The sequence below is a fragment of the Synechococcus sp. N19 genome (assembly GCF_900474045.1).
Taxonomy (GTDB): domain Bacteria; phylum Cyanobacteriota; class Cyanobacteriia; order PCC-6307; family Cyanobiaceae; genus Parasynechococcus.
Window position 1 is genome coordinate 1 of the sequence record NZ_UCNR01000010.1, and the last position, 20,240, is coordinate 20,240.

General features: G+C 59.7%; 18 protein-coding genes. 6 read left to right on the plus strand and 12 right to left on the minus strand.

What is annotated here, in order from left to right; all coding sequences use genetic code 11:
• On the minus strand, positions 1-478 hold a 478-nt coding region (locus DXY02_RS06900), incomplete at its 3' end, for a site-specific integrase (protein WP_170951509.1).
• A 269-nt stretch (positions 479-747) separates the two neighbouring features.
• Here DXY02_RS06900 and DXY02_RS06905 point away from each other — a divergent pair.
• The 4 genes from DXY02_RS06905 (at position 748) to DXY02_RS06925 (ending at position 3,683) form a co-directional block, all read left to right on the plus strand.
• Entirely contained in the window at positions 748-1,983 is a 1,236-nt protein-coding gene (locus tag DXY02_RS06905; protein WP_114988651.1) for a hypothetical protein, read from the plus strand.
• 430 nt (positions 1,984-2,413) lie between these two features.
• Entirely contained in the window at positions 2,414-3,025 is a 612-nt protein-coding gene (locus tag DXY02_RS06915; protein WP_114988653.1) for a GIY-YIG nuclease family protein, read from the plus strand.
• Positions 3,025-3,186 carry a ribbon-helix-helix protein, CopG family gene (locus DXY02_RS06920; protein ID WP_114988654.1) on the plus strand — a complete coding sequence of 54 codons (162 nt, stop codon included), beginning with the start codon at positions 3,025-3,027 and terminating at the stop codon, positions 3,184-3,186. The genes DXY02_RS06915 and DXY02_RS06920 overlap by 1 nt, the downstream gene beginning before the upstream one ends.
• Before the next feature lie 2 nt (positions 3,187-3,188).
• Positions 3,189-3,683 carry a hypothetical protein gene (locus DXY02_RS06925; RefSeq protein WP_114988655.1) on the plus strand — a complete coding sequence of 165 codons (495 nt, stop codon included), beginning with the start codon at positions 3,189-3,191 and terminating at the stop codon, positions 3,681-3,683.
• Here DXY02_RS06925 and DXY02_RS06930 read toward each other — a convergent pair.
• The 9 genes from DXY02_RS06930 to DXY02_RS12230 form a co-directional block, all read right to left on the minus strand.
• Positions 3,680-4,087 (minus strand): hypothetical protein, encoded by a 408-nt coding sequence (locus DXY02_RS06930; RefSeq protein ID WP_114988656.1) that lies wholly within the window; start codon positions 4,085-4,087, stop codon positions 3,680-3,682. The genes DXY02_RS06925 and DXY02_RS06930 overlap by 4 nt on opposite strands.
• A gap of 218 nt (positions 4,088-4,305) precedes the next feature.
• Positions 4,306-7,518: a DEAD/DEAH box helicase gene (locus tag DXY02_RS06935; protein ID WP_114988657.1), complete on the minus strand. Its 3,213-nt coding sequence runs from the start codon at positions 7,516-7,518 to the stop codon at positions 4,306-4,308.
• 6 nt (positions 7,519-7,524) lie between these two features.
• The gene (locus DXY02_RS06940; RefSeq protein WP_114988658.1) at positions 7,525-10,506 is read right to left on the minus strand and encodes a DUF1156 domain-containing protein; all 2,982 of its coding nucleotides are present in this window, start codon (positions 10,504-10,506) and stop codon (positions 7,525-7,527) included.
• Between the two features lie 10 nt (positions 10,507-10,516).
• Entirely contained in the window at positions 10,517-10,969 is a 453-nt protein-coding gene (locus DXY02_RS06945) for a hypothetical protein (protein WP_114988659.1), read from the minus strand.
• Positions 10,966-14,049, minus strand: a complete 3,084-nt coding sequence (locus DXY02_RS06950) for an ATP-binding protein (RefSeq protein WP_114988660.1) — start codon at positions 14,047-14,049, stop codon at positions 10,966-10,968. Before DXY02_RS06950 ends, DXY02_RS06945 begins: the two co-directional genes overlap by 4 nt.
• A 239-nt stretch (positions 14,050-14,288) precedes the next feature.
• Complete coding sequence (locus DXY02_RS06955; RefSeq protein WP_114988661.1) at positions 14,289-15,653, minus strand: VapE domain-containing protein; 1,365 nt, start codon at positions 15,651-15,653, stop codon at positions 14,289-14,291.
• A complete protein-coding gene (locus DXY02_RS06960) occupies positions 15,637-16,518 on the minus strand; it encodes a hypothetical protein (RefSeq protein ID WP_114988662.1) in 882 nt (293 codons plus the stop codon). Before DXY02_RS06960 ends, DXY02_RS06955 begins: the two co-directional genes overlap by 17 nt.
• On the minus strand, positions 16,519-16,884 hold the full coding sequence (locus tag DXY02_RS12225; protein WP_137024466.1) for a hypothetical protein: 366 nt from the start codon (positions 16,882-16,884) through the stop codon (positions 16,519-16,521).
• Entirely contained in the window at positions 16,868-17,080 is a 213-nt protein-coding gene (locus DXY02_RS12230) for a hypothetical protein (protein ID WP_137024468.1), read from the minus strand. The genes DXY02_RS12225 and DXY02_RS12230 overlap by 17 nt, the downstream gene beginning before the upstream one ends.
• Before the next feature lie 791 nt (positions 17,081-17,871).
• Here DXY02_RS12230 and DXY02_RS06975 point away from each other — a divergent pair.
• Positions 17,872-19,014, plus strand: coding sequence for a class I SAM-dependent RNA methyltransferase (locus DXY02_RS06975; protein ID WP_114988664.1), 1,143 nt, complete (start codon positions 17,872-17,874; stop codon positions 19,012-19,014).
• Here DXY02_RS06975 and DXY02_RS06980 read toward each other — a convergent pair whose 3' ends face one another.
• Together DXY02_RS06980 and DXY02_RS06985 are read right to left on the minus strand one after the other, a co-directional pair.
• Positions 19,015-19,401 carry a phage holin family protein gene (locus DXY02_RS06980; protein WP_114988665.1) on the minus strand — a complete coding sequence of 129 codons (387 nt, stop codon included), beginning with the start codon at positions 19,399-19,401 and terminating at the stop codon, positions 19,015-19,017.
• A complete protein-coding gene (locus tag DXY02_RS06985; RefSeq protein ID WP_114988666.1) occupies positions 19,401-19,823 on the minus strand; it encodes a YqjD family protein in 423 nt (140 codons plus the stop codon). The genes DXY02_RS06980 and DXY02_RS06985 overlap by 1 nt, the downstream gene beginning before the upstream one ends.
• Before the next feature lie 59 nt (positions 19,824-19,882).
• On the opposite strand from DXY02_RS06985, the gene DXY02_RS06990 reads away from it, so the two are divergent.
• Positions 19,883-20,239, plus strand: coding sequence for a hypothetical protein (locus DXY02_RS06990; protein WP_114988667.1), 357 nt, complete (start codon positions 19,883-19,885; stop codon positions 20,237-20,239).
• Position 20,240: the final 1 nt, after the last annotated feature.

Below are 20,240 nucleotides of genomic sequence, written 5' to 3' on the forward strand. Positions count from 1 at the left end.
GAGCAGCCTTGGCGATCGTCGCCATCAACAGCACCATCTGTTCATCGGTCAGGGGCCTGGTGATCTTGTCAGCGTGAAGAAGCGATCGAGGCGGCATCGGGTTACGCGGCACCCCCGTGACCGCTGAGCGGCTTGGTTCAGCCGCCCATCGGTACAGGGAACTGATGGCAGCGATCCGGCGATTGAACGTCCGGGGCTTCATGAGGCCGGCGTCCACTTGTTCCCGCAGGAGGGACACCCAGTCCTGACAGAAGGCGGGGTTGATCTCCCGCAGATGCAGATGTGGATGGTGTCGATCACGCCAGCGCGTGAACTTGCGGATCTCAAAGCGGTAGCCGTCCTGAGTGGCCTTGCTGCCGGTGCGACTGCATTGACTGATGAACCGCTTGATCAGCAGGGCATCGCCCCACACAGCAGCACTAGCCTGGGCGGCATCAAAAAGACGGGAGACATAAGCAAGCGCCTCCGCCTTATCCATGCCGTCCAAAACAGGCGGCAGATTTTTGCGAACGGTTTTGCGAATGGCCCCATTTTGGGCCTCCGTCTTAAAACCAAGATCGGTTGCGGTGGAATGGTTGAGGGGGGCTTCCACCCCCAAGCAGTCATTTGGGTGATAGCACTGAAACAGCTCCAGTGGCCGCAACGACTTTCAGCTCAAACCCAAGCTGGCACAGGGATTCTTGAAAGTAGTCAGTTGCATCTGAGAGCATCCGGAACTAGTTTTATCCGCAGATTTATCCGCAAGCCTTGCCCCGGCAGTCCAAAAAGCAGCCCTGGGAGAAAGCTCTGCAAGCCACTGCTCCATGGCGCGGATGGACCGTTTGCAACGAGAGGGGCAAGGTCCGCATCAAGCTCCAGTTCCCCCCTGGTGCGTGCATAGCCAACGCATCGGCAAGCCTTCCCTACGAGTGGGCTGAAAGCAGCAGACAGCCCGTCTATGCACTGCTGCTGAAGATCTACGAGCCGGTGATGGAAGGCGGCATCACCCTGAAGGCAGCCATCGCCGATGCGCTCGCCATCAGCGACCACAAGAGCCAGGAGGTTGTGACGCCATGGCCCGGCATCGTGGCCGCCTTCCGGGAGCACAAGCTCACCCTCGACAACCGCATCGCCGAGAAGACATTCGAGGCCAGCTACGGGCGTTATTTGAACGTGGCCCTGCTGCACCTCGACGGGCGCAATGCAGCCCAGACAGGGAAGGCGCTGATGGAAAAGGTTCTGACCCATCAGCGGGTCAACCAGAAGCCAGGCAAGAAACACGGCGAGGCTCTCAAGCCTTGGGTCGAGATGCCGAAGAGCCGGCTGGAGTGCTGCCTGGCGCTGAAGAAATTTCTGGAATACGCCGTCGCCGAACACCGGCAACCTCAATCGTTCCTGGTCCCCGAGGCGGACTACCTGAAGATCCGCGGCGCTGATGCCAAGAGCAGGAAGAAGGCTGTTCTCACTGATGCCGAGGTGCTGGAGCTGATCCGACTGCTCCCGGAGACCTGGGCCAACGTGATCAAGATCTGCCGAGTGTTTGGTGTCCGCTCCTGGGAGGTGGCGTTCATCACCCGGGCCACCAACGACGACGGCGAGCCCCAGCTCCGTGTCACCAAGGGCAAGACCTACAACACCCGCGGCGGGGTGAAGGAAGAGACCGATCCCCGCTGGCTTGAGGCCGTGGCTGTCGACGGCAGCACCTTTGGGCTGGTGGAGAGCTGGGACCAGCTCAAGCTGCCCCCCACCGTGACCGGGAAGTCCCTCGGGGCCGTGCTGCGGCGTCTGCCCTACTGGCAGCAGCTGATGGCTGAATACGAAGCCCGAGGCGAGTGGCTGCGGCCGTACTCACTGCGGGACACTTTCAGCGTCCGGGCTCACGGGATCGTGCAAGACGACACCTTGATCGCCGCGGCCATGGGGCACACGGTCGAGGTGCATCACCGCAGCTATCGGACGTCAGAGTGGAGAAGCGTACGGACTGCCTTCGCTGAAGCGAGCTAACCACACAGCCTCAAGAGCCCTCTAGGAAGATGAGCTACTTCAAGTGCCCTCAATGCAATTTTGACCCAGGCGCCCATGCTTGGTCAGGTATTGCACGGGCAAGCCACAAGTGGGAGGCACACCAGATCCCTAGCACCGCAATCTTTAATTCCAAAACCCACTACTACCCCGACAAAGAGACGTGGGATGAATATCAGTCGAAGTTGAGGGAGGCGAGGCTCTTCCCTGTGCTGTCGATGATTAAAAGGTGCGCGGGAGGGGTTCGGAAGAACCTTGACTTGTCCAAGTCCCAGCTTTTCTGGCTCACCTTGGGCATCGGTCTAGTACTCGGATACGCATTGGCGGTCTTGTTCCACCGCTGAGAAACAACTGATTTGGACTGGGAATCCGAACGGACCCAGGACAGACTGGCGATGGCTCAACCACCGCGATGAACGAGGGCATCGTCTACATCCTGACTAACCCCGCCATGCCGAAGATGGTGAAGATCGGGAAGACAGGCCGTGGAGTCGAGGCACGTCTTAACGAGCTGTACACAACAGGAGTTCCGCTGCCATTCGAATGTGCCTATGCAGCAAGAGTTGCGGATATGGACAAGGTTGAGAAAGCCTTTCACAACGCTTTTGGTCCCTACAGGATCAATGCCAAAAGGGAATTTTTTGATGTCGAGCCAGAGCAGGCGATTGGCCTGCTAGATCTCATGAAGCTGGAGGACGTGACTCCAGCGATTCAGGCTGAAGCCGAAAGGGTGGACGTTGAAGCGAAAGCCTCCGCAGAAAAGTTCAAGCGAGATAGGCGACCGCCTCTGAACTATTTGGAAATGGGTATCCCTGTTGGAAGCACGCTTCTTTACGAGGGAGATAGGCAGACAACCTGCACGGTCGCTGATGGGCGCAAGGTCAGTTTTGAAGGGCGGACGCTTTCCTTATCAAGGCTTACGCGTGAGCTACGAGGCGGTGCCCCAAGCAGCGGTCCTTCCTATTGGACGTTCAACGATCGGCCTTTAAATGACATCTATGAAGAGACCTACTCAGACGACTAATGGCACGGATCAACAACAAAAAAGCGGTCACCATCCACGTGAGCAACGAGATAGCGGCAATGATTGACCACAAGCGCAAGGAGTGGGGGTTAAGAAGTCGCGGCGAGGTCATAGAGCACCTTCTCGGCTGGATGGTGGAACCGAACAGCGAACAGAAGTAGCCATGGCGGCAGATAAAACATTCCGAGGCAACGCCAGCCAGTTCTTCGTTGCGGGAGAGCTGTGCCGTCGGGGGTATTACGCCGTGGTCACCCTCGGCAATGCCGCAAACACCGACATCCTCTGCAGCAACGTCGCAGGCACAAAGTTTGTACACATACAGGTCAAGACCTACATCCCTGGCAAAAGCACAACTTGCTCTGTTGGGTTAAAAGCTGAGAAACCTTATGGGGAAAACTTTTTTTGGGTACTAGGTGGCATCAGGGAGCCGGACGACGAACAACCAAACGAGTTCTATGTAGTCCCTGCGTCAGTGATGTCCAACCGAATACAAGCTGCTCACCAGAACTGGCTCAAAACCCCTGGTAAAGATGGACGCCCTCACAAAGACAGCAGTGTGAGGACGGTACACATCCCACCATCCAAAAACAAATATTCATGGGATGTCAGCCCCTACGCGAATGCTTGGCACCTCATTGAAGAAAAGCTGGCTGATTAGGGCTCCAACCCCTCCAGCTCGCACTGCATCCGAAGCTCATCGAGCGTCCTGACAAATAATCGGAGACGTTGTGGATTCGATGGCTCTTGCCAGTAAGCAGGACCAGCGCCCATGGAGAGACTGAGCTTTTGATCGAGACGGCTCCAGTAGTCCATCGCAATTTCTTTTGGCTGATTTTGTACATATTGCGTATGCAGAGAATTTGCGCTTTTGCATTGCGGTACATCAATCCGCGGCCTGGTTTTGCGTGCGAAGCGCATCTCAAGACCGGGACGATGCAGCAGGCGATTCTTAGGATCGGCGTACTCCAAACGCCCATCCTTGATCGCCCGAGACACAGCAGAAATACTGCGATTCAGGATGGCCGCGGCCTCTTTTTGGGTGATGAGATCGCCTATAGGCATGTAGGTGTCCTAAAAGACTCTAGTGGAGATTAATCAGATTTATTTGCGGTAATTGCTGGAGATCTACCTACTCAAACAGAGCGCGTCGAATTACCTCACATTCATAAAAACTCGGAAGGACCCTATTGCTTTTAATCTCAACCTTGGTTGAACCTGTACGTCCGCTGCAACGAGGAAGCGTTTTGCTTGCTGGATTAGGGCCACCTCGCAAGGACGAGTCAGTCCCTGATCAGCTGAGTGAACTGACTCTTATCGACAGCGACGCATCCGAGTGACGCTTCAAGCGTTTGCCTGTCAGGGAACAACGGACTCCCCGGCACCCACAGCTCGCAGCTGTCGCTGTTGTCCTCGTAATAGGAGGCATTGCAGGTCACGCGCATTTCCTCATCTAAGCCGGGCTGGGTCCAGGCAAAGTCGTAGGCACCGATCGGCCGAGCGCTGCAGCCCGGTGGAAGCAGCGACGGCTGTCTAAGGATCGCTTCGAGATCAGCCAGGGTGAGCGGTGAAGGCTGCAGGCTGTTCACCACTTCACGGATGGCATCAAGGTCCTGAAGGACATCATCAAGATCGAGGCCCTTGATCTCGGACTCCTGCTCAACAGCTGCCACCGCTGATGCCCTCGCCTTCTCCCGCTGATGACGGCTAACGAGGGTGGCCTGGGAGATGGAGCTGGAGGCCTTGGCCAGGATCGGCTGCAGCTTGCCCACCACCTGCTCGAACATCGCAATTCGACCTTTCAGCGCCCGATACACATCGGCCTCCACAGTTCCATCGAGATGCAGGTTCACGATCTGCATTTGCTCATGGGTCTGGCCAATGCGGTCGATACGGCCAATGCGCTGCTCCACACGCATCGGGTTCCACGGCATGTCGTAGTTGATCAGTGCACCACAGAACTGGAAGTTCAGGCCCTCGGCGGCTGCATCGGTGCAGAGCAGGATCTCGGCTTTGCCTTCCTTGAAGCCCCGTTTGGTGGCCTCACGGTTCAGGGCCTTCCAGACCCCGCCCTTCTGCAAGATCTCTCCGCCGCGACCGGTAAAGGCCATCAGGCTGGTTCGGCCTGCACTGATCAGCAGCTCCTTGAGGGCATCGACGGTGTCTGTGTACTGGGAGAAGACGATCACCTGCTTGTAGCCCTGGGCCTGCAGTTGCTCGATGGACTTGAGGAACTCGGCACCCTTGCTGTCCTGGCCGACTAGGGGCCTGGCCTGATCGAGCAACATGCTGATGGCATCGCGTTCATCCTGGAGCGAGGTCTCCTGCAAGGCGCTCTGCATGCCCTCCAGGTCGAAGGTCTGCTCCCCGCTGATGTCGTCGTCTTCTGCAGCTGCAGCGTCTTCCTCCAGCTGTTGCTGCTGGCCGGCCAGCCGGTTCTCCAAAGTAGAGACCAGAGCGGCCACACTGCTGGCGAGACGCCGCCGATAGATCGTCATCACGAAGCCCACCGCCGATTTCTTCTGGCCGGTTGCCTGGGCGTACTGGGTGGAGATGAAGTCCTCAACGGCGTCATACAGCGCACGCTCCAGCGGCGTGCTCTCCAGGAAGCAGTCGTCCACGTGGCGATTGCCGATGGCCAGATCCATCGATCCCTGCTGCTTGTAGGCCCTCAGCAGGTTGCGGCTGTGACGGGAGATCAGCCCCTGCACAGGAGTCCAGCGCTTCGCCAAAGCCAGCGAGGCCTGGCGGATCTCGACACTGAGATTGCGGCGGGAGAGGGGGTCCCTGTCATTGAGGGCGCGCAGGGCCTTGCGTTTGCGCAGCGGCGACCTACGCAGCTCTTCCGGCATGGCATTGCCTGGTGCCTCGCCAAACGCCGACACACTGCTGCGCCACAACCCAGCCAAGTAGGCCAGTGTTGCCTCATCCGGGTTCTCCTTTTCCACCCATTCGAAGAACCTCTCGAAGGCGTCTTCGGTCCACTCGGGGGGCATGCCCAGCAGGGCGAGCAGGTCCCACACTTCCAGCTCACTCACCTGCATGGGCGTGGCGGTGAGCAGCAGCAGACCGTTGGTACGCTGGCGCAGCTGCTGCATGAGCTGCATCAGGGTGTTGGGGCGGAGGCGCTCGCCACCGCTGCTGCTGTTCTCCCGACGGGTGCGGGCGTGGTGGGCCTCATCGAGCACTACCAGGTCGTAGGGCTCGGCTTCCAGCAGATCTTTGTGGCGGTCACGCCGTCGCATCAGGTGGCTGGAGACCAGAACAAAGGGCTCTGCTGTCCAGATGCTCCGGTCCACCGGCCGGGAGAGCCCAGCGGGACGGAAACGGGTGGGTTGCCAGTCGAGTGACTTGCCGCTGTAGATGGGCCAGTCGAGGCCAAACTTCTCGCGCAGTTCCCGCTGCCACTGCTTGAGCACCGACGCAGGTGCCATCACCAGCATGCGACGGGCCCGGCCGCTTAACCAAGCCTGACGGAGTAGTAGGCCGGCTTGGACCGTTTTACCGAGGCCCACCTCATCAGCGATCAGCAGCCTGGGCGGCCACTGCTGCCAGAGGCGCTGGAATGCGCGCTGTTGGTGGGGCCAAGGAGTGACAGCACTGGTGCCTTCACCAACCCGTTCGGCTCCGGGCAGATCGCTAGCGGCGGCCTGGAGCACGTAGCTCCACACGATGCGGCGCCGTTCATCGATGTCGGGAACGATCTCAACGACGGGCTCTGGCTGTGGTGCTGGCAGATCGTTGAGGAAAGGTTTGAGGCGACGGGGCAGTGCCTGCTCGGTCGGGGCATAGATGGCCAGTTGCTGGCGGATTGCCTCTGGGAGGGTGAAGGTGCGGGCGCCGGAGTCCTGGTTTTCCCAGAGCCGCAGAAAGCCGGCCTCCAGATCATCAATGGCTTCGGCACCACCTGGCCTCCAAGAGCAGAAGGTCTGGATGGTTTCGAAGTTGCTTGTCCAGCCGTTGGGGGTTTCGTTGACGCTGCCACTGAAGCCCAAACGCTGCCCGTCCTTGTCCTCGATCACGCCTTCCTTAGCGTGAAAGATGGCGCCGTCGTTGACGATCTGCCCGTTGATAAGGGGCAGCCCTACGCGGATCTCCAAGTGGCCCCGGTTCACCAGCCATGCCAGGAGCTCGGCTCCGAGAGCTGCTTCTCCTTGACCACCAGGCTCAACACCCTCGAAGGGGAAATGGGTTGAGAGGTGATCGGTGAGAACAGTTTCAGAGGGTGTTCCGGCTGCCAGAGCGGTGATGTCGGCCTCGCTTAAGAACACACCGGTGATCAACCGCATCTGGCCGCGGCCCAGGCCATCAGGTGAGGCAGCTACCAGGTTTTCCACCCCCTCAAGCACCTGAAGCAGGGAGCGACTGGTGAAGTAGCCCGTGACGCGCCAGTAGCGGACGGCATCCATTAAGGCCGGTTTGTAAAAGCCCTCCAGCAGGCTCTCCAGGGAGCTGCTGAAACGCCCTTTCCAGGTGTGATCGGCAAGGCCGGCCATGGCTGCCTAAACCTCAGCCAGTTCCGCGAGCACCAGCTCCAGCTGCTTCGGTGCCGGAACCTCCTCCGCCAACGCAAGCCGGCGCAGGTTCTCCAGGGCTTCGAAATCCGACGCGGCAGGAGCGGCAGCTTTCACCGGATCGAAGCCGGTGTAGCGAGCGGAAAGGGGCAGTACCTCCAGCACGGCCTCCAGAGCTGTGAGGAAGTCGGCGCTGTTGGCCAGGCCGTTGTCATCGAGCAACTGCTTGGCAGCGTTGAGGTCAATGCTGCGGGCGCGGTGGGCGCAATGGTGGATGGCATCGATCCAGGAGCGGGTGCCATCGGGGGAGCCGAGCTTGCCTTTGGTGGCACGGGTGGAGCTGTCCCAAAGGATCAGGTTGCTGGTCTTCTTCTCGGCCAACACGCCCACCACGTCTTTATCAAGGTCGAGACCGACTACGCGAGCGAGGCGTAGAGCTTCATCGAACGGGAACTGCGGAGCCTCAAAGGCATCCCAGGCCAGCACAAACCACTCGGTGAGCGGATCAAGCTGAGCGCGGCGAGAGCCGGAGGTGAGCTTCTCCATCCGCCAGGCCTTCACCTCGCGGCGAGCAGCATCAAGAGCGTCTTCTGGTGTGACGGCGTAAGGGTCGTCTTCTTTAAGAAGTTCATCGAGGGTGAGCTGAGCACGACCTCGCTTCTTTCTTTTTTCTTCGATGGGTTTGGGCTGGCCACGCTTGATCGGCCAGTGCAGGGAGAACTCCTCTAGCGCCGGACCGAAGCAAGAGAGGTAAAGGTCAACACCGCGAATGCCACTGGCTTGGAACTGCTCGATCCGCTGGCGTACAGCAGCTTTCACGCGGGGTTCAAGGTCTTCCCAGTACTGCACCCCGTCTTCTGGCTTCTGATCAAGGCGTGGCCTACAGACCAAAAAGATTGTGCTGTTGGCAGCAGATTTGTCCTTGATGTGAAGGGAGCCCTCGGCCTCGGTATTGATCGGCCAGGAGGCGGTGATGGCGAAGCCGGCATCAATCAGGCCCTTGGTGAGGGCATCCCAGGCGCCTGTGGCCTTGTGGGTGAACATCAGGGTCATCACGCCGTCATCCTTGAGGACTCGGCGGCACTCGGCGAAGATCTCAGCCATCTTCTGCTGGTAGTCAAGTCCTGCCAGAGCCTTGGCACCCTTCTTGCCCTTGTGCAGGGCTGGATTGGCGACGGCCTCGTTGTCTTTATCAGTGAGCGGTGCCATAAACAGCTCTGGGTAGAGCAGGCCAGCGGTGCGCTTGAGCCAGACATAGAAGAAGTCGCTCAGCTCCGCGTACATCACGTTGTCGTAATAAGGCGGGTCCATCACCACAGCGTCCACCGTGCCGTCATCGAGATGGGCGAGTGAATCACCAGAGCCGCAGGAGATCACCACCGGAGCTGTAGAGCTGGGCTGAGCGTTAGCTGTACTCGCTGAAAACAGGGGGCCTGCATTTGTGACAGCCCCGTCGGATGGAACGATGAGGTCGGTGAGCTCACCGAAACACTTCGCCACTTGCCCAAAAACCCAGCCGTAGCCATCGCCGACGATCAACGGAGGCATCTCGGCATAAGACCACTTGGTTGAGAAGTCATGTCGCTGGAAAAACTGAGCCACAACTTCACGCTGAAAAATCCAAGTGGAACCTCGAGAGTTCCTGTTCACTAATTTGTTCAGAGCCAGCGCTACGTATGCCAACGCCGCCCGCTGCAAGTCGCTGAGCCCTTCAGCTTTCGCCGACTCCTCATTCACCAGCTCCCTGAAGATCTCCACACTGGTGCCATGGCAGAGCAGCTGGCGTGGCGAGAACAGATTGCGCCAATAGGGCATTCCGTACTGAATGGGGCGGTCGTCATTGCAGATCTCGGGGAACTTCTCGTTCGGGACCAGATCCAGCGCATCCCATTCCGGAAGCTTGTCAGCCAAAGCGGCTTCGATTGCGCCGCTGTTGTCGTCTTCCAGCCGAGGGGAGCGGTAGCCCCGTTCCCACTTGTCTTTTTTCGGCTTTCCAGCCTTGGTGTACGTGGTGGGCAACTTGCGCTTGAACGCCACCGCAAACAGCTGCTCGCCCATGCCGCCGGCCTGGGCCTGAGCCTTCACCTGATCGCCATCGATCACGCGGCCGCAGTCGGGATAAGGGCAGGTAGCAGCACCGCCCTTCACCGTGCCGTCGCTCTGCTCGCTGGCACTGCCCACGATCTCGAAGCTGCAATGTCGGCTGGTGTCGCCCGGACCATTACCTAGATGAGGCAATAACTTCACACCAGTGCCATCAGGAGCCAGCTTCCAGTTCGGGGACAGGGGTACCCTGCCGGCGCAATAGGGGCAATGGATGGTGCGGGCCCAGAGGTAACCAAGCACCTGGGTGCCGGATGGCTCAAGCGGGTAGACGTACTGGAAACGGGGCTCTGCCAGCTCCAGAAAACGGCTAGTCAGGCGGTTGTACTCATCGAGCAACGCCCGACCGTGCTGAGAAGGCCACTCATAGGTGGCTTTCTGTACCAAGCATGCGACAGGGTTGATGTCATTGGCGAGGGTCTTGCAGCCCAGACGCACGCTCTCAAATGGGATGGACCCACCGCCAGCAGTGGGATCCAACACGGTGGGGTATTCGATGCCGAGTTTCTGGGTCTCCTCCAGCAGCCAGAACTCCTCCTTTTCGCTGGGGCAGTACTGGAATGCCCTGGGATAACCATAAACATTCAAGCCGAGATCCTCCCCGGTCTTCTTGGCCTTGGCGATCCGCTTCTTCGCGGCCACTGGATCCCCATGGATCCCGAGCATGTGCATGAACATGGTCCGATCAGCATCGGCCGGTAGTAACGACGCCAGCACCGCCGCCCGAGAGGCCACCAGCGGCCGACGCGCCCACCACACATGCAGGTAGTAAATCGGTGGGAGTGCCGTCATCGAGCGTCTCTCGCGCATGCTCTCTTCTCCGAGCTCGGCGATCGGTAGCCACTCTTCGATCAAACGTTTGGTCATGGTTCTGAACTCAGTTCGCAGAGAGAAGGAGTCGAAGGGCTGCCAGCACCCGTCGAGGATTCTTGCGATGCATCGCCATGCCCAGCCAATAGGCCGACTCTTCACGGGCCATGGCATCAATGCCTCGGGCGCAAGTTTCCATGGATGTCACGTTGCGCATGGGAGCCAACAGCTTGAACAGCAAACCCATCGCCATCGCGAGGTCTTCCGAGAGGGCGTCCCGCCGGCTCTCGCCCTTTTTGAGCTTGGCCAGGCTCACCTTCTCGGCTTTCAACTTCCGAAGAACAGAACCCTCAACGATGAGGAGTTTGTGTCCACTCAAACCAGCGAGACGCTTGGGCTCCTTGAGCTCCGGAGTAGCTGTGCTGGGCACCTGCCACACCTCTAGCTCCAGATCGCTGGGGCCGCGCTGCTTGCTGCGCAGTTCGTAGGCCGGGCGGCCGGAAGCGATCGCCTGCGTCATGGGTTAGTGAGCTCCAGGCGGATCGTGGCGGTCTGGGCGCTGAGACCTGCTCGGGTAAGGCGCGTAATCCAGGCCTCGCCGCCGTCATCCCAGCTCAAGGGAGTCTCATATTGGAGCTGATAGGTGATGTCGAGCGACTTCTCCCCGCCTCGCCGCCATTGGCCCTCGATGAAGCCCCGCAGATGAGTTGCCTCCTCGGGGGTGCCGTTGAAGTCGAAGCTCCATTCGGCGCTGCCGTCGCCGCTGCTCCAACCGCCCTCCATCATTTCTACGCGAACTGTGGCGTCAGGCTCGGCTTTAAGCAGGGCCATGGGAAGAAAGCCATCACCACTGTTCATACGCCATGTGAGGCGCTTGATCCTCTGGCCCGAGCTGCTTACTTGCTGGGCCAGCTGGGTGAGGGCTGTCTTCACGTTGTCGCTGCGCTCGATCACCCCAGGCCCTGCGGGTGGCGCAATGCCTGATCCCCCATCGCCGCCGCTGGTGGAGCCAAGCCCTATCTGAACAGTGGTCTCCGTCTCTTCGCCTCCAGTCACTGGAGTTGTTCCGCCTTCACCGCCAAATGCGGTTGTTTGAACCACACCTGAATCTGCGGCTGGAGCTGATGTTTTCGGCGGCCAGACGCTTAACTCCAGCGCCTTCTCCAACATGTAGACCTTGCCGTCTTCACTGATCGAGATGGAGCCGGGTGGTAAGCCCTGGCCTTCAAGGCGATCACCTTCCTTGTAAACGAATAGGCCCTGATCCAGGCCCATGCGCAGGCACTTCTTGAGCACCTCATCGCCCAGCAGGATCGGCAGCGCCGGGTCGCGGTAGTACTCGTTGCGCAGATCCCGCGTGCTCATCACACCCATACGTTTGAGGGGTGTCTTGTCGGCCATGTAATTCGGGGCCGGCGGCACGTCATCCGCCAACACAAGCTCACGGGCTTCCCGCAGCGCCCTCTCCACCTGCTTCTGGCCAAAACCAGGCTCACTGCTGGCGTTGGTGACGGTGATCGCAGCGTGGGTGAGAGGCACCTCGGGCCACTGGCCCCGCTCGGGATAGAAAACGTGCCGGTAGCACTGCTGCACTGCCAGGGCGAACCCCTGCTGCGCCTGGCCGTAGCGCTCTTTCACCTGGTCCTGTTGATGTGACTGGAGGCTCGCGAATAAATCCCCCTGCTGCATCTGCTGCAGCGCCAGGTAGGTGCGGGCCTTCCGCAGCATGTCGTCCACCTGCAGGGCATCGGCACAGACGAACACCAGGTTGTTGCGGTTCAGGCGCACATTGGCGTTGTCACCCTTCTCCTTGAAAAGCCTCTGCACCAGTTCCGGCAGCTGGATGCTCGCCTGTTCCACGGTGTGGCCTTCCCAGTGGATCACTGCCAGGTATGGCCCATCCGTGTCGTCAGGAATCTCAGCTGGGCTGGAGGGGAACAGCACAGGCTCTAGCCGTTGCTTGGCGAAGATGGTGCCGATGCGCCGGTTCAGCTCCTCGCGGACGCTTTCTAGATCGAATTGTCCCTCCCGTTTCCTCACCATTTGGTTGAGGTTGGCGTCGGTGAGGAAGCGCAGCTTGCTGGTGCCGCTGTCGTCGAGATACTCCGACTCTTCTTGGAGGAGGCGCACCGCCTTATCAACAAAAGCCGGATCCACCGCCGGGGCATAAAGGCTGTAGTTCAGCTCCAGGCGGCTAAGGCCCTTCAGCGGTTCGTTGAAGGCCAGGGAGTGAAACAGCACCGTGCGCGCTGCCATCGATCCATAAGGCTCCATCCCTGTGAACTCCTGGGAATCCAGCCGCTGGGAGAGGGCATTGCCTCCCTCGTCTTGTGTGGTGGACACATCTGCCCGGATCGCCGGGATGAAGGCCTGCAAGCCCAGCTTGGTGGAGAGCTCCAGCCGAATCCGCTCATTACCCGGATCGATGTGGTGGAGATGGACAGCCGTGACACCCGGTGGCTGTTCACGCCAGAGCTGGCCAACGGTCTGAGCCAACAGCCGCAGCATGCCCCGGACCCGCTGGAAGTTCTCCAGGGTGGAGGTCTTCTGCATCAGGGTGTCGATCAGCTCCGGGTGAAGCGGATACCCCTTGCGCAAATTGGCAGCGCGATCATCGCTTTGCCCCACCGGTGGCAAGGCCTCAGAGGTCCGGCTCCAGATTTCCTGATAGGCCTGCACCACCTCCTCCACCCGGCTGCGATCGATCGACTCGAAAAGGCGGCGTGTCAGCACCTGAACCGTTTCGTCTTCGCTTGTGGGGGTGAGGGCCGTGATCTGCCTGCCAGTGACTGACTTCAGCTCAGAGAAGATCCGATCGATCCGCTGGTTTTCCTCTCCATAGGCATCTACCGCCTGGCCGCCCTTGCCCAGGGCCAGAGTGAACACCAGCACCGCTTTAGGAGAGGAGTTCACCGCCTTGATCAGATCAGTGAGGAAAGGGGTGAGCTGCTCGGCCGCCTGGCCAGCGGCAGGGCCTTTGATTTTGCGCAAGTAGATCGAGAGCTCATCGATCAGGATCAGCACCGGCCGATCACCGATCAGCTCGCGCAGGGTTTCAGCGCCAGGAGGGGCCGCTCCAAGACGGTCGCTATTGCGAATGCGCTCGTAGCCCGCTGGGCCTGCCAGCTGGACAGCAAGTTCACCCCAAGGGGTAAAGGCGAGCACGTTGCCCTCCATGCGCCGGCCATTCATCGGGTCGGCGTTCTCTCCGTCGAAGGCCGCCACCGTGACCTTCTGGCTGGGCAGGCGGGCTGGATCAATGAACTCCGCAAGGTTTGAGATCTGATCGGCCGCCGTGAGGATGTGGTTCAGGCCGATCAAGGCATGGGTCTTACCCCCGCCGTAGCTGGTGTCGAGCCGCAGGATGCTGCCCAGCTGGCTGCCTGAGCTGGTGAGCCTGTCCACCACCGCCAAGAACAGATCCCTTAGGCCTTTGGTTGGATGCGTGTTCGCGAAGAAAAGGGCCGGATTCTTGTAGAGCTCCGGCGCCGTGCCCTTCAGCACCTGGCTCAGGTCGGCTGCAAAGTCCTCATCGCGGATCCGGCCTTCCAGCACGTCTTCTCTTGGACGGCAAGTTTCATAAATGCTCGGGAGACTCATGAGCACCTAGATGGCTCGAAGGGTTCGGGACATCTCAAAAATGACATCGCCGAGTCGATCTGTCTGCAAGCCTTCGATGGAACTTGTGCACCAGGCCTGGCTAAGGGACTTATCCAAGAGCTGGGCCTCACCAAGAACTCGAAGTCAGTGTTGATGACACCTTCCAAGGAGTGTTGGTTGATTGGCTTGTCTCGCGGCACATACGCACAGACCTTTTCGCACTTTCTGGAAGTCGCATTTCAGGCTTCCTCAGTAGTTACCCAGACAGCCCTATTTGTCTGTGTGTCTGTGTTGGGGAGGCGCAAAACGTGGGCCACGCGGGGCTTCTCGGCTGACACAGACCCTTGAGCTGACTCTGTGTCGTCTGTGCCGGTGAAGCGCCATTTCCTGGTGCGATCTGTGCCCGTGGGGTTGTCGTCACGCTCGAAGCCCAGCAACTTCAAGCACTCGGCCATGTCCTGCTGATCGACCTTGGTGGCCTGCCGCTGAACGACACGAACCCGACCGTCTTCGAGGTGTTCGACAGAAGCGCAGACCAGCGACTCTTCGATGGCCACCTGCAACGGGAAGCCCGCTGAGGCTTTGAGCTTTTCAAGGCACCGCATCTCAACGGCACTGATGAAACGGTTCTCGATGGTGAAGCCTTCGTTCTGCTTGTCGCTCTGACCTTGATGAGCGGAACTGAGCATCGGCTGCATGCCTGCACGGTATTGGGCGATTGCAGCCTTCCAGATGCGGTCTCGATCACGTTCGATGCGATCGGTGTCGATCACGTCGACATGCTGCTTCTGGGGCAGATCCACAACCCAGAAACGGCGGTTACCGGTGGTGTCTCGAAGGAAGTCGTCGCCGTTGACGCTGGCCGCCAACACTGACCGCCTGGGCATGAATTGATAGGCCCGGCCATATGGCACCCGCTGCAAGTCGCGAGGGTTGGTGATGAGGTTCTTGAGCGCACCGGCTGAACGTTTGCCGGTGTGATGCTCAAGCTCACCCAGCTCAGTGATCAGCACTCTGTGAAGGGCAATGGTTTGATCCTTGAGCTGGTCATGACTGCTTGAGCTGAACCACTCCGGATCAGGCACCAGAGCCCTCAGTGCGCTGGTCTTGCGAATGCCCTGAGGCCCTTTAAGAGTCAGGACTGCATCGAACTGACACCCAGGGTTGAGGACACGCCAGACGGCGCCTCTGAGGAAGGCGAGGAACATCTCGTTCGCCAGCTCGCCGGAAACCCCGAAGTAGTCCCGAGCAAATGTCGACAAGTCCACCATCTGAATGGATTTGTCCTGCTCAATCCGCCTTAAGTACTGTTCGATTGGATGGAAGCGACTCTGTTTCGCCACCTGAAGGATCGCGTCGTAGGCGTCGTTTTTCTTGGCCTTCCATCCCCGTTCTTGGAACTCGACGTACGCCGTCTCCATCCATTCGGAGGTGACGTGCTCACCATCGAGCTGGACCTCCATCGACAGTTCGTTGAAGCGCAGCTCGTAGGGGGCTGCGTAGATGAGTGATGTGATGTCGCCCGCAGCGCAGGCACTGCGCTGCGGAGGGCCTTTGTCGGGGTAAAACCACCCCGATGCGACCTGACTAACGAGCTTGTGCATCGTTCTGCCTCTTCAATTTTTCGGGGTCGTGTTCGCCGAAGACGTGCACCGGTCCGTCTGGGGTTGGCGTGATTTTTTTCAGTGCCCAGCCGTTGACCACATCGCCGATGCGGAGTCCTGCTGGAGCCGAGAACGTCGTGCCAGGCATGCAGAACAACAGCCCGGATTTGCTGTGTTCACACCAGAGGTTTGAACCACCAGGGCCGTCATGCCGACCGCAGACCGGGCAAGGGTTTGCGCTACGCGTGTTGCTCTTCAGGCCCGGGCCTGAGCGATGTTGTCGCTGTGGCGGTTGCTGTGCCCTTGAGTGGCACTCCTTGATGAACTCCCACCACTGCGCGTCTGGTGCGGCAAGAGCTTCAGGACCACAACCTTCGAACCAGATGTAGTTCTCGCCTGATGGGTGGCGGCCACCAACGATCACTTGCCTTCGACGTGTGGCGAACACTTCAACGGCTTCGCCTTTGGCGCCATCGGCTGCGGGCTTGGTGTGTGTCTTCCCTTGGAAGGGCCCGATTTCAGCAGCCTGCTCAGGAGTGAGCTGGAACTGAAGCTTCAGCCGGTTGGTGTCACCGAGACGGCCAACAATGAACGTCCCCTTGAACGGGTCGAGGCCGTATTCGCAGACCTTGTCGACAGCGGTTCCGCCATCAATGTCGATGGAAACGATGCGGCCATCTTCTGGACCAGTGCGAAGGCCAACAGCCTTCACACCGGGGTAGTTGCACAAATCAGTGAGGGAAAGGCCCTCCGAAGAGGGCCAGGACTTGATCAGGGGGTTTTTGTTTGCGCCGCAAGGCAGCAGACAACAGCCCTTGTCAATGAGCGTCTGGAGGCGCTGGAGCTGAGGTTTGGGAGTCTTCACTCAGAACAGCTCCTCACTGGAATCGATGGACCGGCCCTTCAGTTCCGAATCGATCTCTTTTCTGAGGGCAAGCGCCTCTTTTCTGACTTGCGCGAAGCGACGGATCAGGTCTTTGAAAATCGCCTGCCGCTGAGGGCTGACTCCTGAGAAGTGCTCATCGATGGTTCTCGTCAGGTCCCACTCGAAGGCAACGCACATCTGCAGCGCCTGGGACATTTGCCAGTCATGACTTTTGACACGAGCGGCTTTCAGCTCTGGGCTGGGAGATGCTTGGTTGGTCCGCATTAGATTGAAGGTCAGGTTTTTTCTTTTGGGGCTCTCGCGGCTGCAACCGCGGGGGTCTTTTTTGTCAGCGAGCGACCGCACCGAAGGTTTCCAGCTCAGCGGCGGGCATGCGGCGGGCATTAGTGAAAGTGCTCTCAGTGGTGGCGACATGCCACTGAAGATTTGAGTTCGTGGTCATCCCGGACCAACGAAAATCACGGCCTTCTACGAATGGAGAAAAGCTGCTTCTGCGCAGTCGCAGCAGTGTTTGACGATGGATGCCGAGAATTTCCGCCATGACAGGCGACGGCACCCAGGAGTGGGTGGGAGTTTCCACAGATAGTGCTGATTCGGTTGGACTAATCAGTCGCCGGTAGGTGTTTGCCAGCCATTGATGAAGCCAACGGACTTATCCGTCGGAACACTTATCTGTGTAGAGATAGACAAGCGAGGAGGTTTTTGGGCTGGGAAAGGACCTTTTGATCCGGTACGTCGATTAATGAGCAAAATATAGCCTTGGCATCTCCACGTCAATGCTCAATTCCTGAAATTCGATCTTATTTAGCCAGCAAAGATAACGAGGTCTTAAGCATGCTCAAGCATGCGCATATCTGATATAGCTCTGTATAACTTTCGGCAGCATCAGGCAATTACAGCCTCCGCAGCCCACTTCCGGCGCTCACGAGCAGGCAGCGCAAGTTATCCGCAGATTTATCCGCAGACCGTCTTATCCGCAAACAGCTGATCCCTGAGATCGCTTGTCCTGGAATGTTTGAGGGGGCCTTCCAGCCCCCATGAGTCATTTGGGTGATAAGGCTGACTTCACCCCATCTCCCTTAATGGGTCAGGCAGCAACAGGGGCTGCTTGACGGGAGAAACGAACGATGTTGTTCGCAGTTACGGGTTTGCTCTCACCGAGCAGGCTTCAGTCACCCTCCTCATGCCCCGTCGAAACCATTGCAGCCCCGTGAGGGGGAATGGAGCTGAGCGGAATCGAACCGCTGTCCGAAACACTGGTGTGGATCACCTAGTCCGACGAAGCCGGACCCTGTCATTCTGACAGGAGTGGTGACCTGGAGCACAACGCCCTTGGGTCGAACAAACCGGCTATCCGCCGTGGCAGTCGTGCCACAAGGCCTGGAAGCAGCCGCTGGCGACGAACTCAGCACCCTTGGAGCCCATGCCGTGAGGCCCGGCAGGCGTGCCGTCAGCTTCCAGGCAGACATGGCCTGCCTCTACCGGCTGCACCTGCAGGCTCGACTGCCCTTCCGGCTGCTGCGCCAGGTGGCGCGCTTCCCCTGCCAGGGCCGGGACGACCTCTATGACGGCATCCGCGAAGCGCTCGACTGGGAGCGCTGGCTGCATCCCTCAATGACCTTCCGGGTGGATGTGACTGGAACAGCACCAGGACTGAACCACAGCCATTTCACGGCGTTGCAGGTGAAAAACGCCCTTGTTGACGCACAAAGGGATCTCTGGGGTGAGCGATCCTCGATTGATCTGGACGACCCCGATCTCTCATTACACCTGCACCTCAGCCGCGGAGAAGCCCAGCTGAGTCTCGATGGCAGTGGGGGCAGCCTGCACCGTCGTGGCTACAGGGCCGCCATGGGAGCAGCACCGCTGAAAGAAAATCTGGCCGCTGGACTGATCCGCCTCACGGGCTGGGATGGAAGCCAACCCCTTGTTGATCCGTGTTGTGGATCCGGAGTGCTCCTGATCGAAGCGGCCCTGGCCGCCTTGCAGCAGGCCCCGGGGTTGGAGCGCAACTTTGCCCTCGAGGGCTGGGCCGATTTCCAGCCGGAGCTCTGGGACAGAGAAGCTGATCGCGCCCGGCAACGGCGCAGGGGGGACCTCACCCTGCCGCCGCTCCTGGGGATTGAAGCGGATCCCGCCATTGCCGATCAGGCCCTGGCCAATGTGGAAGCCGCTGGGCTGAGTGGAGTCATCCGCATCTGCACGGGCACTTTCAGCGATCAACCCCTCCCGGAGGGGCCGGGGGTGTTGGTGTGCAATCCCCCTTACGGCCAACGGATCGGTGATGAAGCGGAGCTGGAGGCGTTGTATCGAGAGCTTGGCAACTACGCCAAAGGCCAGGCCAAGGGTTGGAAGCTCTGGTTGCTCAGTGGAAATCGCAACCTGACGGGAGCCCTGCGTCTGAAGGCCGAGCAACGGATTCCCGTGAGCAACGGCGGCATTGACTGCCGCTGGCTGCACTACGACATCCGCTGATCACACCCGTCCCATCACTGCCCGCACCGTTTTCATCAGTCCCTCCAACGTCTGAGGCAGGAACGGGCCCTTCAGCACTTGGCCGCCAATGCGCAAGCTGATGCCCGCCAGCACCAGGTTGGCCACCGCAAGGCTCAACAGTGCGCGGATCCAATCCAGATCCCACTTGGCCTGAATCCAAAGCAGCAACGACGCTTCGCCCGCCAGCAAGGCCAGGAACATGGCCGTGCCTCCAATGGCGAGGAACAGGCCACCGCTGATCAGTCGGCGTTTTTCCCGATCCACTTCCTGCAGGGCAATCCGCACGTGCAGATCCATCACTGACGCCGCCAGTGCTGTCACCCGAGCTGCCGCTCCAAATCCGCGGGGAGAGTTCTGATCGGCCATCAGGAACGCCGCCCCCCGCGAAGCATGCTGCCCAGCAGCAACCCAACACCAAGGGCAACACCCACAGCCAGCAGTGGTCGCTGACGCACAGGCGCCTCGATCTTCGGCCGCAGGGTGCTGTTCAACTCATCCAGCAACTGTTCCAGTTGCTCTTCGAGGGGATCCAGGCTGTCGGCCCAGTCGCGGCTGCGATCACCGGCGCTGTGGAGAAGCTCTTCCAGTTGCTCCCGAACCCCTTGGGGCGTCAGGCCTGTGTTCTGTTCAATCAAACGAACCAACTCATCCACACTCCCCCGTGTGGCTTCAAGGGTGTGCTCAGCAAGATCCGGCCAGCGCTCCTGGATCGTCGGCAGCAGGCTTTCAAAGCGCTCACGGAAGTGGTGCTCGAATCTGCCGTTGAACTGCGGCGATGGCGAGGCCATGAAGACCGTTGGCAGGACGCTTTAGAAGGGTAGGGAGACTGAAGGCTGAGGGAAAGTCTTTGCCGCGATACGCCCTCCTGCGTCACACCGGAGCACCGGACGACCCCAGCAGATGCCACATCGATCTGCTGCTGGAGGACGGGGACAGCTGCCGATCTTGGCGACTGGCCACAGTGCCGCAGCTCAACGCAGCAGCCCAACCAGCGGTTCCCCTGCCTGCCCATCGAAAGGTCTGGCTGGAACCCCGCAGTGCTGCCGTTTCGGGCAATCGGGGCTGGGCCGAACGCATCCATGCCGGCAGCTACAGCGGAGTGCTCCCCAACGCCACGGATGCAGACGTCACCCTGCAGCTCGAGGGCGACCTCCACGGCTGCCTGCGCATCAATTCCGGGCACTGCTCCTTGTCGAACCCTTGAG

Excerpts from the sequence above, each read along its gene's own strand:
- DXY02_RS06915 (WP_114988653.1), top strand. The coding sequence starts at position 2,414 with ATGAACGAGGGCATCGTCTACATCCTGACTAACCCCGCCATGCCGAAG.
- DXY02_RS06920 (WP_114988654.1), top strand. The coding sequence starts at position 3,025 with ATGGCACGGATCAACAACAAAAAAGCGGTCACCATCCACGTGAGCAAC.
- DXY02_RS06925 (WP_114988655.1), top strand. The coding sequence starts at position 3,189 with ATGGCGGCAGATAAAACATTCCGAGGCAACGCCAGCCAGTTCTTCGTT.
- DXY02_RS06930 (WP_114988656.1), bottom strand. The coding sequence starts at position 4,087 with ATGCCTATAGGCGATCTCATCACCCAAAAAGAGGCCGCGGCCATCCTG.
- DXY02_RS06935 (WP_114988657.1), bottom strand. The coding sequence starts at position 7,518 with ATGGCCGGCCTTGCCGATCACACCTGGAAAGGGCGTTTCAGCAGCTCC.
- DXY02_RS06940 (WP_114988658.1), bottom strand. The coding sequence starts at position 10,506 with ATGACCAAACGTTTGATCGAAGAGTGGCTACCGATCGCCGAGCTCGGA.
- DXY02_RS06945 (WP_114988659.1), bottom strand. The coding sequence starts at position 10,969 with ATGACGCAGGCGATCGCTTCCGGCCGCCCGGCCTACGAACTGCGCAGC.
- DXY02_RS06950 (WP_114988660.1), bottom strand. The coding sequence starts at position 14,049 with ATGAGTCTCCCGAGCATTTATGAAACTTGCCGTCCAAGAGAAGACGTG.
- DXY02_RS06955 (WP_114988661.1), bottom strand. The coding sequence starts at position 15,653 with ATGCACAAGCTCGTTAGTCAGGTCGCATCGGGGTGGTTTTACCCCGAC.
- DXY02_RS12230 (WP_137024468.1), bottom strand. The coding sequence starts at position 17,080 with ATGGCGGAAATTCTCGGCATCCATCGTCAAACACTGCTGCGACTGCGC.
- DXY02_RS06980 (WP_114988665.1), bottom strand. The coding sequence starts at position 19,401 with ATGGCCGATCAGAACTCTCCCCGCGGATTTGGAGCGGCAGCTCGGGTG.
- DXY02_RS06985 (WP_114988666.1), bottom strand. The coding sequence starts at position 19,823 with ATGGCCTCGCCATCGCCGCAGTTCAACGGCAGATTCGAGCACCACTTC.